Origin of the sequence: Paractinoplanes ovalisporus (assembly GCF_016834655.1) — a bacterium.
Lineage (GTDB): Bacteria > Actinomycetota > Actinomycetes > Mycobacteriales > Micromonosporaceae > Actinoplanes > Actinoplanes ovalisporus.
In genome coordinates this window covers 864,364-877,353 of sequence record NZ_JAENHP010000002.1, presented here as the reverse complement: position 1 = coordinate 877,353, position 12,990 = coordinate 864,364, and the positions used below count along the sequence as shown (strand labels likewise).

Here is a 12,990-nt window from a genome sequence, read left to right as displayed (position 1 = left end):
ATCGGACGGCCTGAAGGGTCACTGAGTTCCGTTTCAGATGTTCCGATCATCGGGATGGTGGGAGTATCGTGCCTTGCATGAGATTGACCCGGGCGGAGCAGCAGGAGCGGACCAGGGGTGCCGTGCTGTCGGCGGCCAAATGGGAGTTCTCGCATTTCGGGTTTGCCGAGGCCAAGGTTGATCGGATCGCTGAGCGGGCCGAGCTGACTCGGGGGGCCGTTTATTCGAACTTTCCTAGTAAGAGGTCGCTTTATCTGGCCGTCCTTCTCTCTTCGCTACCGGCCTCTTCTGATGCGTCCGCTCTCTCCGGCATGCCTGATTCTGGGGCTTCGGCCTCGTCGGGTCCGGCTTCTGGTGCTTCGGCTCCGTCGGGTCCGGCTTCTGGCGCCTCGGCTCCGTCGGGTCCGGCTGATCTTGCTTCCGCTGCTGAGGGCTTCGCGCGGGTGTGGCTCGAACGGCTGCCGCTCGCCGTCGACGACGCTGCCGCGGGCAAACTGCGGGGCCGCTCGCTCACCGGCGTGGCCGACGACGAACGCGGCCGGGCGACCCTGGCCCAGGTGACCCGGCTCGAGGCGCTGCTGCTGGCCCTCGCCCTCGAGTCGACCGGCCCGGCCCGCGAAGCCGGCCGCCGGGTGCGCCTGGCCGAGCTGATCCTCACCACCCTGCACGGCGCGGCCCACCTGGCCGAGACCGCGCCCGGCTTCGGCGACCCGTTCGACGTCGCCACCGCCTGCCGTCACCTGGCCGGCCTCCCGCTCGCCGACGACTGGGACCCACCCCATCTCCCGTACGTCGCGGCGGCCCGCCCGGCCCACGACCCGTGGACACCCCCCGACGACCTGACCGACGAGCTCAGCGGCCTCCCGACCGACATCGCCCCCGACAGCGTGCTCGTCGTGCTCGGCACCGACCGCCTCGAAGCCGCCGAAGAAGCCGTCCGCGCGGCCCACCCCACCGATGTGGTCACCGTCGCCCTCGTGACCGACGACCCCGCTGAAACCGGAGCCCTCGTGCGCCTGCGACTCACCGACCACACCACCACCCTGCGCCGGGTCTTCGGCCCCGCGATCCGCCCCCGGCTCCGCGTGGTCCTCGACGACTCCGGCGCGCTCGCCACAGCAACCGGCGCCCCCACATCCAGAGACACCGAATCCGCCGTACGCCTGGAGGCCGGCACCATCATCGCCCGAGCCGACGGCCGCGGCGCCGGACACGCGGCGGCCACCCGATGAACCTCGTCCTGCACACCCTGCGCTGCGTCGGCCACGCCTCCCTGCCCCGCATCGCCGACGCGGCCGGCCTCCCCGAACCCGAGGTCGAGTCCGAGCTCATCGACCTCGCCGTCGACGGCCTGGTCACCCGCTCAACCGGCATCTGGGGCCTGACCGAGGCCGGCAAAACCGCCGACGCCGACCAGACCACGGCCGACCTCGACGCCTCCGGCCAACGCTTCACAGTCCGAGCCGCGTACGGCGACTTCCTGGTCCTCAACCTGGAACTGCTCGACCTGTGCTCGGCCTGGCAACTTCGCGACGAGGCCACCATCAACAAGAAGCGGGTGCTGGAAAACTTCAGCGACCTCAACGACCGCGTAGGCCCGGTCCTCGCCGCACTCCCCCGCCTGTCCCGCTACCGCGAACGCCTGAACGCAGCGTTGGCCCGGGCCCAGGCCGGCGACATGGCCGAACTGACCGACTCGATGACCTCCTACCACGTGATCTGGTTCCAGCTCCACGAAGACCTGCTGACCACACTCGGAATCCCCCGCACATGATCTTCTGGCTGTCCCCTCACCTCACCCAGCCCACCGCCCTGATCGGCGCCAAGGCCCAGGGCCTGGTCACCTTGATGCGCTTGGGCCTGCCCGTGCCCGCCGCGTTCGTCATTGCCATCCCACCCCGCCCCGCCGGCCGGCCCGCTCCTCCACCGCCCCCAACCGCCAACCACGACGCCGTCCGGCCTGCTCCTCCACCGCCCGCAACCGCCGCCCCTGACCCCGCCCAGCCAGCTCCTCCACCGCCCGCAACCGCCACCCACGACCCCACCCAGCCAGCTCCTCCACCGCCCGCAACCGCCACCCACGACCCCACCCAGCTCGCCCCTTCGTCGCCCGCGACCGCCGCCCACCACCCCGCTCCTTCACCGCCCGCGGCCGCCACCCCCGACCCCGACCAGCTCGCCCCTTCGGCGCCCACGACCGCCACCTACGATCCCGCTCGGCCCGCACCCGCCAACTGGACGGACGTCCGAGCTCACCGCAGTCTGCTGCCGTCCGATGAGGCGTTGAAGACTGCTGTGGTGCGGCTCGGGGCCGAGGCGGTGTCGGTGCGGTCGGGCGCGGCGGTGTCGATGCCCGGCATGATGAACACCGTCCTCGACGTCCGGGGCCCGGTCGCGCCGGCCGTACACGAAGTCGTCGAGTCATGGAACACGCGGCGGGCGGTGGCCTACCGCGATTTGCACGGCATCCCCCACGACCTGGGCACGGCCGTCATCGTGCAGGCGATGGTCCACGGCGACCGCGACGACCGAAGCGGCAGCGGGGTCGCCTTCAGCCGCAACCCGGGCAGCGGCTCACCGGAACCCTACGGCGACGTCCTCTTCGGCGACCGGGGCGACGCCGTCGTCTCCGGCGAGTGCGACACCCTCCCTCTCACCGCGCTGCACGACCGCGAACCCACGGTGTGGACCGAGCTCGTGTCGGCCCTGACCCGCCTCGAAGCCCACTACCGCGACGCCTGCCACGTCGAGTTCACGTTCGAGTCGGGCCGCCTGTGGCTACTGCAGGTACGCCCCGGCGGCCTCACCCCACGCGCCGCCGTCCGCGTGGCCGTAGACCTCGCCGACGAAGGCCTGATCGACTGCTCCGAGGCCGTCCGCCGGGTCTCCCCTCACCAGCTGAAGGCCGCCGTCACACCCCGGATGGCCGCAGCCGAGATCCTGACCCGGGGCCGCGGCGCCTCCCCCGGCGTAGCCACTGGCCGCGTCGCGCTGACCGCCGACAACGCCGTACGCATGTCCGGCCCCGTCATCCTCGTCCGCCCCGTCACGTCCCCGCTCGACATGCACGGCCTGGCCGCAGCCGCAGGCGTCGTCACGTCCCGAGGCGGCCCAACCAGCCACGCCGCCGTGGTCGCGCGCGGCTTGGGCAAACCCGCAGTCGTCGGAGCCGCCGGCCTCGACCAGCTCACCGAAGGCACCCTCATCACCATCGACGGCAGCTCAGGCGAGATAGCCCTGGGCGAGGTCCCGAGCGCCCCTGGCGAGTCCGACCCGCACTTGCGCCGCCTGCTCACATGGGCCGCAGCCACCCACAGACACTGACACCCCGCCCACAAGTTCCGCCGCCCACCGGATCTGCCACCACGAGTTTCGCCACCGCGCGTCCGCCACCCGATCTGCCAGTACGCCACCCGGCCCGCCAGCACGCGTCGGCCACTGATTCCGCCGCCCACGCGTCCGCCCACCGGATCTGCCAGCGCGCCACCGGGCCCACCAGCACGCGTCCGCCCACTGATTCCGCCACCCGCACGTCCGCCCACCAGACTCGCTACCGCGCGTCCACCCACCGAGCCTGCCAGCGCGCCACCGGGCCCGCCAGCACGCGTCCGCCCACTGATTCCGCCGCCCACGCGTCCACCCACCGGACCTGCCAGCGCGCCACCGGGCCCACCAGCACGCGTCCGCCCACTGATTCCGCCACCCGCACGTCCGCCCACCAGACTCGCTACCGCGCGTCCACCCACCGGGCCTGCCAGCACGCGTCCGCGCACTGGATCCGCCACCGCACGTCAACCCACCGGTTCCGCCACCCGCACGTCCGCCCACCAGACTCGCTACCACGCGTCCACCCACCGGATCTGCCAGTGCGCCACCGGACCTGCCACCGCGCGTCCGCCCACCGGTTCCACCATCCACCGCGTCCCTCCACCGGCCGTCGACCCGGGACGGGTGCTCCAGTGCGGGCGGATCCTCGAATGTGCTGCCCGGTCGGATTTGGTCGGCGATTGAGTGCGTCGGCGACTTAATGCCGGCGGGTTTCAGTGCACGAGGCTTGTCAGGCGCTGATGGTCTTGCCGGACTGGTCGACCGTGTGGGTGCGCCAGTAGACGTCCCACTCGTCGTCGACGTGCTTGGGCTCCTGGCCCTCGGGGAAGCGGGAGAAACCGGCGGGCGGATCCTGGTCGCTCGGCACGCACTGCCGGCCGGTGCCGCCTGTCTGCAGGACCGGGTAGTCGTCGGAACCGCAGATGGCGTCCTGGATGCAGCCGGCCAGGAGCATGGCGACGCTTGTGGCGGCCAACGCCAGGGCAACGGGACGACGCAGACTCATGGGGCGAATTCTCCCGGATCTCAGGCGGGCTGCCTAGCGGCGAGCAAGGCAGCGCTTACCGGCGGGTACCAGGCGACGGGCCAGACAGCGCTTGCGCCCGAGTGCCCAACGGCGGGCCAGACGACGCCGCCAGCCAACGGCAGCGACGGCCGCGAGTCACGGGCCAAGCAACGCCGCGTGCCTTACAACCCACGGACCAGGCGACGCCCACGTGCGAGAGCCAGCGACCGGCCAAGCGACGCCGCGTGCCTTACAACCCACGGACCAGGCGACGCCCACGTGCGAGTGCCAGCGACCGGCCAAGCGACGCTCGCGCGCGAGCGCCGGCGGCGGGCGAAGCGACGACCGCTGGCGAGCGCTAGCGGCGGGCGAGGCGGCGCTCGCCGGCGGTGCCGGTCTGGTAGGGCAGGCTGTAGTGGGCGAAGATTCCGGCCTCGTCGGCTGCGGCCAGTTCGCCGTCCAGCTCGATGGTGGGGGCGGCGCCTACCAGTTTCTTGTCGTAGCGGACCCGTACGGCGTCGGGGCGTACGGTGGCTCCGCTCAGCGGCACGAACGCCAAGCGGTGCCTGCCGATGAAGCCGACCCGGACGGTCGCGAAAGCGGGCTCGTCGGTTGCGGTGTCCACGTACACCGCCTCCAAGTCACCGATCTTGTCGCCTTCGGGGTCGATGACCTTCTCGCCGCGCCAGTCGCGCAGATTCTCAGCTGGGAACATACGACTCGGATGCCCCGCGGCCGGTGGGCGAAAACGCCGTCAGCCGAAGACGACGTGTGCCGCCAGGCCGCCGCCGGCGGGGCTCGTGAAGTGCAGTTCGGCGCCCTGGGCCCGGATGATGTCGCGGGTCACGGCCAGGCCCAGGCCCATGCCGGGCGCCTCGGCCAGCCGGGCGTCGGCGCCGCGGAAGAACGGCGTGCCGAGCAGGCTCAGCTCGTGATCGGCCAGACCGGGGCCGTAGTCACGGATCTCGAGCCCGGGACAGGGGCCGCCGGTGACGGAGACCAGCACCGGCTGGTCGGACGGGCTGTAACCGAGGGCGTTGCTCAGCAGGTGACCGATGGCTACCTCGAGCAGCTGCGGGTCCCCGTACACGGGAACCGGTTGTCCCGGGCTGGTGAGCACGATGCGCGAGGCGGCGGGACCCAGCGCCGCGGCCACCGAGGCGGTGACACAGGCCAGATCGACGGTACGGCGGTCGCCGACGGGCTCATGGTTGTGCTGGTGCGCGGCCCGCAGCAGGGTGTCGACGGTGCGGCAGAGGCGGCCGGCGTTACGGCTGATCGCGTCGAGCTGACGGGCGAACGCGGGCGGGACCGCGCCGGGAACGCCGTTGAGCAACTCGACGTAGCCCTGGATGGCGGACAACGGCGTACGGAACTCGTGCGAAACCGTGGCGAGCAGGTCCTCCTGACCGGCGAGCGCGAGCGGAGAACGGTTGTCCAGCAGGTGCCGCAGACCCGTCTCGGCGTCGACGCGCCGGGCGAGCCGCTCCAGGTAGCGGCGCGTGGTGTCGGCGTCGATGGCCCGCCGGCCGTTGTCGAAGACACACAACGCGCCCACGATGTGCCCGTCGTGCCGCAGCGGGGCCGCGGCGATGAAGTTGACGTGCGCGGAACCCGAGACCAGCGGGTGGTCGGCCAGCCGGGGATCGTGCGGCGCGTCGTCGACCACCATGGCGTCGTTCCGCCCGGCCACGATGTCGCACAGCGACCGCGACTTGGGCACGTCGACTGCCATGGGCATGCCGAGCGTCGCCGCGAAGTGGGCGTGCGCCTCGTCGGCCACCTTGAGGGCGACCATCGGTGCCTGGCACACGTCCGCGACGAGCTCGAGCACGTCCGGAACATCCGCCACCGCGGCGCGGTAACTCCCCGCCGCAACGTGCCGCGGCTCGATGATCGACGACCCCACTGCTCTTCTTCCCCCCGCCTGCGATGACCACTTCCGGACAGGGCATAAATCGGCACCCGCCCCGGATGACTGCGGATCCCGCCCGGTGCAGTGCGGGAGCGAACCCGCCGAACGCGGCCGGCCCGCCACCGCCACCCGGATCCGCGAGGCCACGACTTCCGAAGAGCCGACCCGCGCCGCCTGCCTCGCCCACCGGTGCGGCGCGTGTCCAGAGCGTCGGCCGTGGTGGTTCACGAGCGCCCGCCTCTCAGCACCCAGATCCGGAATGCCATGAATCCGACGTGCCGATCCGCACCGCCCGTATCGCCTACGGGTGCCGCGTGTGCCCAGAGGTCAGCTGTGGTGGTTCACGAGCTCCTGCCCCTCGGCACCCGGATCCGAAAGCCATGACTTCCGAAGAGCTGACCCGCGCCGCCTGCGTCGCCACCGGTGCCGCGTGCCGTGGGCGACAGTTCGGCGCACTGCACACCCCCTTGGGCATCCTAGGAGGCTAGGAATGCTCAATCCTGGACGGCAATGCGGGTGAATCGGGAGAGCACAGGGGGCGGGAGCGCGCAGGGCGGAGCGGGCCAGCGCGGAGGCGGCACGAGAGGACGCCTGGACTGAGCGGCGCAGGAGCAGTGCGATACGGGGAGCGCGCAAGACGACGCAGCTCGGCACGGCATGGCGCAGGCGGACACGGCGGAGCGGGACTGGGGTGACGCGGCGCCGGAGGGCACGGGGCGACGCGGGCAGGGACTGCGGGCGGTGCAGCAGGGGCGATGCGGCACCGGATGGGGCCATGCGGCGCACGACAACGCGGTGTCCGAGGGCGCGGAGCGACGCGGGAAGGGACGGCACGACGACGCGGGGGCGATGCGGCACGGGATGGGGCCATGCGACGCAGGACCACGCGGGGCGGGAGGCACGGAAGCACACGGCGCAGCGGGACTGCGCGACGCGGCGCAGGACAACGCGGCGCAGGACAACGCGGCGCAGGACAACGCGGCGTGGGACAACGCGGCGTGGGACAACGCGGCGTGGGACAACGCGGCGTGGGAGGGCGCGGGGCGACGCGGAAGAGACGGCGCGGCGATGCAGCAGGGGTTGGGGCCATGCGGCGCAGGACAACGCGGGCGGGCGACCGAGACGCCGACGCGCGAACGGTCGGCGCCGCGGAAGGCTAAGACAAGGCCCGTACGCCCTCGGCCGTCCGCAACACGTGGCGGCGCAACAAATCGGCCGCCCGGTCGGGGTCGCGGGACAGCGCCGCATCCTCCAGGGCCTGGTGCTCGGCCGCGGCGTCGCGGGACGGGTCGCCCAGCACCGACCAGCGACGCGCCAGCTCGCCGGCCGTCCACAAACGGTCGAAAGTCTCCAGCAGGATCGTGTTGCCGCAGGCCGAGAGCAGCGTCCGGTGGAAGAGGCGGTGCGCCTCGGACCACGCGTCGCTCAGGTGGGTGTCGCCCTCGCGGTCGAAGTGGGGCGTGCCGGCCAGACGGTGGTGGGCCGCCCGCACCGCGGCCTCCCACTCCAGGTCGCCCCGGTCGATGGCCAGGCGCAACGCGGCCGGCTCGAGGATCGAGCGGGTCTCGGCGATCTGCTGCCAGCGTTCGGCGCCGGTGGCGGGAACGGCGAAACCCCGGTTGGGCAGACGGTCGGCCAGCCCCTCCCCGACCAGGCGCAGCAACGCCTCGCGGGCCACGGCCAGGCTCACCCCGTGCCGCGTGGCGAGCTCCTGCGGCTTCAGCGCCTGCCGCGGCGCGAACTCGCCCCGCAGCACCGCCGACCGCAGCGACGCGTAGACCTTCTCGGACGGTGTCACGCTGATCACCCTACCGCAGATAATCGATTATATGTAAGTTAATCGACGGAGAGAACGAGACAGTCCAAGCGTTAACCAGGGAGCAAAACCATGAACAACCCGTTCGCACGCCTGCCCGAGGTCCCTGCCTTCACCGTCACCAGCACATCGGTGAAGGACGGCGGGCCCCTGCCCGACGCCCAGCGCTCCGGACAGGACAGGTCACCCCAGCTCAGCTGGAACGGCGCCCCGGAGGGCACGAAGAGCTACGCCGTGACGGTCTACGACCCGGACGCCCCCACCGGCTCCGGTTTCTGGCACTGGGCGGTCGCCAACATCCCGGCCACCGTCACCTCACTGCCCGAGGGCGTCGACACCCTCCCGGCCCCGGCTTACACAATCCCCAACGACGCCCGGCTGGCCCAGTTCGTCGGGGCCGCCCCGCCGGCCGGCCACGGCGAGCACCGCTACTTCATCACCGTGCACGCGCTCGACGTCGAGGACATCGGCGTGCCCGCGGACGCCACCCCGGCGATCCTCGGCTTCACGATGGCCGGCCACATCCTCGGCCGGGCCACCATCGTGGCCACGGCGATCAACGAATAGCCGGAAAGGGTGAGAGGCGCGCCCGGCGGGGTAGAAGGGGAACATGGCCAAGTACGAGGTCAACCCATCCGCCGTACGCCGGGCGCGCCAGCTCATCGAGTCCAAGCAGTACGTGCTGGACAGCGACTGGGGCAGCGTGCAACCCCGCGCCGACGCCGAGAACGCGTTCCTCGACAAGCATTCCTGGGACGATTACGCCGACTGGCACCTCGGCCTCACCGACGGCGCCGCCGACGAGACCAAGGCCCGGTACGCGTTCGTCTACGGCGACCTGCGCCGCCTGCACCGCACCGGGCTGATCGCCTGCGTCTACCGCGCCTCCGAGTGGCGGCACAAGGACATCGAGCTCGCCGCCCACGACCTGCTCCAGGAACTGGACGCGAAGGCCGGCATCACAGCCTCTTGAGCGCCGCCACGAAGATCTCGGAGAACGTCGGGAACGGCTGGATGGTGTCGCGCAGCACCTCGATCGGAACGCGCGCGCGGATCGCCAAAGTGGCCTGCTGCAACCATTCCCCGGCCTCCGGCCCCAGCGCGTAGGCCCCCACCAGCACCTCACCGTCACTGAGCAGCGTGAGGAAACCCGGCGATTCCGCGTACGCGTGGGTGTAGGTCGCGGTCTTGGCCACGCCGGACAGGTCGACCGTCATGCTCACCGGCGCCTCGATGTCGCCGACCGCCGCCGCCTGCGGATCGGTGAACACGACCCGCGGCACCGCCCGGTAATCGGCCTGGCGATCGAGCCCCGCGATGTTGTCGGCGACGACCTCGCCCTGATATTTGCCCACGTGCGTCAGCATCCACAGCCCGGTCGCGTCGCCCACGACCCACAGCCGGTCGGCCGCCCGCAGCCTCGAATCAACCGGAATGCCACGGTCACCGGCTTTCACGCCCACGGTTTCCAGACCGATTTCCCGTACGCGGGGAGCCCGCCCCGTCGCCACGAGAAGCCGGTCGCCGCGCAGCTCACGCCCGCCCTCGAGGGTGAGCACATAGTCCTCGCCGTCGCGCCGGGCCGCGATCGCGCCCGGACCGAGCACCAGCTCCACTCCGTCGCGCCGCAACGCGACCCCGAGCTGCTGCCCGAGTTGGGGCGCCTCCCGCGGCAGCACACGGTCACCGCGCCCGGTCAGAACGGCTTCACCACCCAGACGCCTTACGGCCTGGGCCATCTCGACCCCGACGGGCCCGGCACCGAGCACGAGGAGACGGCGGGGCACCTCTTTCATGCCGGTGGCCTCGCGATTGGTCCACACCCCGTCGAGCTCGCGCAGCCCCGGGATGTCCGGGATGATCGGGTCGGCCCCGGTCGCGAGCACCACGTGATCGGCGGTGTGCACGACACCGTTCACGTCGACACGGCCCGGACCCGCGAGTTTCCCGCTCCCCCGCAGCAGCGTGATCCCGTTGTCGTCGAGCCACCTCTGCTGCCCCGCGTCCGAATAGTTCGACACCATGAAGTCACGCCAGGCCAGCGCCGCCTTGACGTCGACCTCGGCCGTGGCCGCCGCTTCCCGCGCGCCGTGCACGGCCTCGCCCGGCCGCAGCAGGCTCTTGGACGGGATGCACGCGTAGTAGGAACACTCGCCGCCCACCAGTTCCCGCTCGACCAGCGCGACCCGTAGGCCGTGTTCGACCAGGGCCCCCGCGCAGTGTTCCCCCGGTGACCCGCCACCCACCACAATCACGTCGAAGTCGTTGCTCATGCCTCCACCCTGCGCCTCGCCGCGCGTTTTGGCACCGGTCGAACGCCCTGGTGTCGCCCTGGCTCATGTGCCAGGTGGGCCGTCGAGCACCGTGGGAACGTACTCGAGCAATTGCAGCCGGCCGTCGAAGGTACGACTGGCGACCAGTTCGAGCGAGAGATCCGGATAGCCGTCGAAGATGCGCTCGCGCCCGGTGATCCCGGTGATGACCGGGAACACGACGACCCGGAACCGGTCCACCAGCCCGGCCGCGATCAGCGACCGGCTCAGACTGAGGCTGCCGAGCGTACGCAGCGGCCGCGACTCGTTCTTCTTCATGTCACGCACCACGTCGACCGCGTCCCCACGGACCAGTTCGGAGTTGGCCCACGACAACGGCTCGGTGATCGTCGACGAGAACACCACTTTGCGAGCCGCGTTGAGGGCCTGCGACCCGGCGTCGTCGGCCTGACCGGCGAAGCCCTCCATCAGCCGGTAGGTCGTCGCGCCCATGAGCTGCACGACCTCCTGCCGGCCCTCCTCCTCCAGCCAGGCGAGATATTCCGGCCCTTCCATGCCCCAGAAGCCGGGCCAGCCCTCACCGGCCCCATAGCCGTCCAGCGAAATGATGTAGTCCACCATCAACGTCGCCATGCGATCCCCCTCCGTTGAACCTCAGCCACATCGGAACCCACAGGAGCCACGCCACCACCGACCAGCACTCAGGCACCGTATCCCCGGGCCCGGCCACCCGGCGCGCACGACCGCCGGCGATGCTGGGACGGTGATCGAGGGTGTGAAGTTCAGGCGTTACCGCGGGTTCGAGAACTTCCAGGTCAAGCTCGCGCCGAGCGCCTTCCTGGTCGGCGCGAACAGCGCCGGCAAGTCAACCATCGTCGAGGCCGTCGCGCTGGCCGGGAAATGCCTGCGCACGGCCCGGCGCAAGGCCCCGACGATGACCGCCCGGGATCTGGGCCGCCCGGTGAAGGCGTACGCCCTGCCCCGTCCCGAGACCGCCGGCGTCGACCCTGTCTATTACGACTTCTCCCGCGAGGGAACACGCGTGACGGTGACCTGGACGACCGGCGCCCGGGTGCACATCGTCTGGCCCGGCGACGAGGACTACAGCGACCACGAGGGTTTCTTCTGGCTCGACCACGCCGACGAGTGGCAGCCCCGGCTCAAACAGATCCCGGCGTATTTCCCGCCCCCGACCATCGTCCCGGTGGTCACCCCGCTGGACCCGGTCGAAGACCTGAAGAACACCACCTACGTGCTGCAGAAGATGGGCACCCGCCTGACGAGCCGCCACTTCCGCAATCACCTGCTCATCATGAAGAACGAGGGGACGCTCCCGGACTTCCTCGCCTTCGCCGCTCCCTGGATCCCCGAGATCGAACTCCGGGAGGTCATTCTGGACGCGGCCGCGGACCGGCTCGGCGTCTTCTACGGCGAACGGCGCAGTCGCGTCCCCAAGGAGATCGCCTGGGCCGGCGACGGCATGCAGATCTGGCTGCAGTTGCTCTGGCACATCTACCAGGCCCGGGACGCGCCGACGATCGTGCTCGACGAGCCCGAGGTCTATCTGCACCCCGATCTGCAGCGCCGGCTGGTGCGCCTGCTCGACGAATGCGACGCCCAGGTCATCCTGGCCACCCACTCGTCGGAGGTGCTGACCGAGGCGCCGCCCGAGTCGGTGGTGTGGATCGACCGGGGGCAGCGCAGCGGCAAGCGGGTCAGCACGCCCTCGAAGCTGGCCGGGATCGCGGACGGGCTCGGGTCCAACTACAACCTCGCCCTGGTCAAGGCGACCCGCAGCCGGATGGTGATCGCGGCCGGCCGTGCTGGCGCGAGCGGCGCCGACCCCGACGTGATGGCGCGTCACCTCGCTGAGGCGGTCGAGGCCGCGACCCCGGAAGCCGCTGACACGATCGAATCGCAAGCCGCGCGTTTCGGCGGTGAGCGGCGCGACGTCACCGCGCATGACGTTCTGCCCGCGATCGTGCTCGAGCACCTCAACGCCTGGCTCACGCCGAACGGCTACCGCACCCCTGTCGCCGTCGACTGTGGCCAAGGCGGCGACCGTGGGAGATCTGCCCGTCGAGGTCGTGACGGCCCTCCACGAGCTGGAAACGGCCCTAGGCTGAGGTGATGCGACGCGCTCTGGAGGTGGTGGGGAAGCGGGATGCCGGCGAAGTGTGGGAACGGTATGTGCGGCCGGACCGCTGGGCCGAATGGTCGCCCCAGATCAGGTCGGTCGAGTTTCCCGAGGCGACCCTCCGGGCCGGGCTCGAGGGCGTGGTGCACGGGCCTGCGGGCGTACGGGCGCGCTTTCGTGTTCTTCGTGTCGACGCGCCCCGGGCGTGGTCGTGGGTGGTGCGGGCCGGTGGTGTGCAGTTGACTCTGTGGCACACCGTGGAGGCGGTCGCGGGCGGGACGCGCACCCTTCTCGCGGTGGAAGGTCCCGCCCCGGTTGTTCTCCTCTATCTGCCGGTGGCCCGGTTCGCGCTCACGCGGCTCGTCAGCGGATGAGCGCACCCTGGGCGTGGGTCCGGATGCGCAGCGGCGATCGGAGCCGTCCCGCCCCGGGAGCGCAACGCGAGATCCGCTGTCATGCCCCCAGCCTCGACCGGCCGGGCCCGAGTTCGCACCAGTGCCAATCCCTGATGTGATC

At 71.4% G+C, this 12,990-nt stretch carries 13 protein-coding genes and 1 pseudogene; 8 read left to right on the top strand and 6 right to left on the bottom strand.

The window, feature by feature from the left end; translation table 11 throughout:
- Nucleotides 1-77: 77 nt before the first annotated feature.
- The 4 genes and pseudogenes from JIG36_RS53985 to JIG36_RS51765 all read left to right on the top strand — a co-directional run.
- Nucleotides 78-251, top strand: a pseudogene (locus JIG36_RS53985) (TetR family transcriptional regulator); the annotation flags it as partial.
- Nucleotides 252-443: 192 nt separating this feature from the next.
- Nucleotides 444-1,232, top strand: coding sequence for a TetR/AcrR family transcriptional regulator (locus JIG36_RS09950; RefSeq protein WP_307872648.1), 789 nt, complete (start codon nucleotides 444-446; stop codon nucleotides 1,230-1,232).
- Nucleotides 1,229-1,774 carry a PCI domain-containing protein gene (locus JIG36_RS09945; RefSeq protein WP_203375723.1) on the top strand — a complete coding sequence of 182 codons (546 nt, stop codon included), beginning with the start codon at nucleotides 1,229-1,231 and terminating at the stop codon, nucleotides 1,772-1,774. Before JIG36_RS09950 ends, JIG36_RS09945 begins: the two co-directional genes overlap by 4 nt.
- Nucleotides 1,771-3,324: a PEP/pyruvate-binding domain-containing protein gene (locus tag JIG36_RS51765; protein WP_236046210.1), complete on the top strand. Its 1,554-nt coding sequence runs from the start codon at nucleotides 1,771-1,773 to the stop codon at nucleotides 3,322-3,324. Before JIG36_RS09945 ends, JIG36_RS51765 begins: the two co-directional genes overlap by 4 nt.
- Nucleotides 3,325-4,057: 733 nt before the next feature.
- Here JIG36_RS51765 and JIG36_RS09935 read toward each other — a convergent pair.
- The 4 genes from JIG36_RS09935 to JIG36_RS09920 form a co-directional block, all read right to left on the bottom strand.
- Nucleotides 4,058-4,333, bottom strand: a complete 276-nt coding sequence (locus tag JIG36_RS09935; RefSeq protein WP_203375722.1) for an SCO0607 family lipoprotein — start codon at nucleotides 4,331-4,333, stop codon at nucleotides 4,058-4,060.
- Nucleotides 4,334-4,691: 358 nt separating this feature from the next.
- The gene (locus JIG36_RS09930; RefSeq protein WP_203375721.1) at nucleotides 4,692-5,048 is read right to left on the bottom strand and encodes a PRC-barrel domain-containing protein; all 357 of its coding nucleotides are present in this window, start codon (nucleotides 5,046-5,048) and stop codon (nucleotides 4,692-4,694) included.
- A 39-nt stretch (nucleotides 5,049-5,087) separates the two neighbouring features.
- The gene (locus tag JIG36_RS09925; RefSeq protein ID WP_203375720.1) at nucleotides 5,088-6,185 is read right to left on the bottom strand and encodes a GAF domain-containing sensor histidine kinase; all 1,098 of its coding nucleotides are present in this window, start codon (nucleotides 6,183-6,185) and stop codon (nucleotides 5,088-5,090) included.
- Between the two features lie 1,219 nt (nucleotides 6,186-7,404).
- Nucleotides 7,405-8,046: a GntR family transcriptional regulator gene (locus tag JIG36_RS09920; RefSeq protein WP_307872642.1), complete on the bottom strand. Its 642-nt coding sequence runs from the start codon at nucleotides 8,044-8,046 to the stop codon at nucleotides 7,405-7,407.
- Nucleotides 8,047-8,136: 90 nt separating this feature from the next.
- Here JIG36_RS09920 and JIG36_RS09915 point away from each other — a divergent pair, with 90 nt between their 5' ends.
- Together JIG36_RS09915 and JIG36_RS09910 are read left to right on the top strand one after the other, a co-directional pair.
- The gene (locus tag JIG36_RS09915) at nucleotides 8,137-8,631 is read left to right on the top strand and encodes a YbhB/YbcL family Raf kinase inhibitor-like protein (protein WP_203375719.1); all 495 of its coding nucleotides are present in this window, start codon (nucleotides 8,137-8,139) and stop codon (nucleotides 8,629-8,631) included.
- 43 nt (nucleotides 8,632-8,674) lie between these two features.
- Nucleotides 8,675-9,037 carry a hypothetical protein gene (locus JIG36_RS09910; RefSeq protein WP_203375718.1) on the top strand — a complete coding sequence of 121 codons (363 nt, stop codon included), beginning with the start codon at nucleotides 8,675-8,677 and terminating at the stop codon, nucleotides 9,035-9,037.
- Here JIG36_RS09910 and JIG36_RS09905 read toward each other — a convergent pair.
- A complete protein-coding gene (locus JIG36_RS09905) occupies nucleotides 9,024-10,337 on the bottom strand; it encodes a dihydrolipoyl dehydrogenase family protein (protein WP_203375717.1) in 1,314 nt (437 codons plus the stop codon). The two genes, JIG36_RS09910 and JIG36_RS09905, sit on opposite strands and share 14 nt — an antisense overlap.
- Nucleotides 10,338-10,400: 63 nt before the next feature.
- Nucleotides 10,401-10,970, bottom strand: a complete 570-nt coding sequence (locus JIG36_RS09900; RefSeq protein WP_203375716.1) for a dihydrofolate reductase family protein — start codon at nucleotides 10,968-10,970, stop codon at nucleotides 10,401-10,403.
- Nucleotides 10,971-11,100: 130 nt separating this feature from the next.
- Here JIG36_RS09900 and JIG36_RS53980 point away from each other — a divergent pair, with 130 nt between their 5' ends.
- On the top strand, nucleotides 11,101-12,468 hold the full coding sequence (locus tag JIG36_RS53980) for an ATP-binding protein (RefSeq protein ID WP_203375715.1): 1,368 nt from the start codon (nucleotides 11,101-11,103) through the stop codon (nucleotides 12,466-12,468).
- Nucleotides 12,468-12,848 (top strand): SRPBCC family protein, encoded by a 381-nt coding sequence (locus JIG36_RS09890; protein ID WP_203375714.1) that lies wholly within the window; start codon nucleotides 12,468-12,470, stop codon nucleotides 12,846-12,848. The genes JIG36_RS53980 and JIG36_RS09890 overlap by 1 nt, the downstream gene beginning before the upstream one ends.
- Nucleotides 12,849-12,990: the final 142 nt, after the last annotated feature.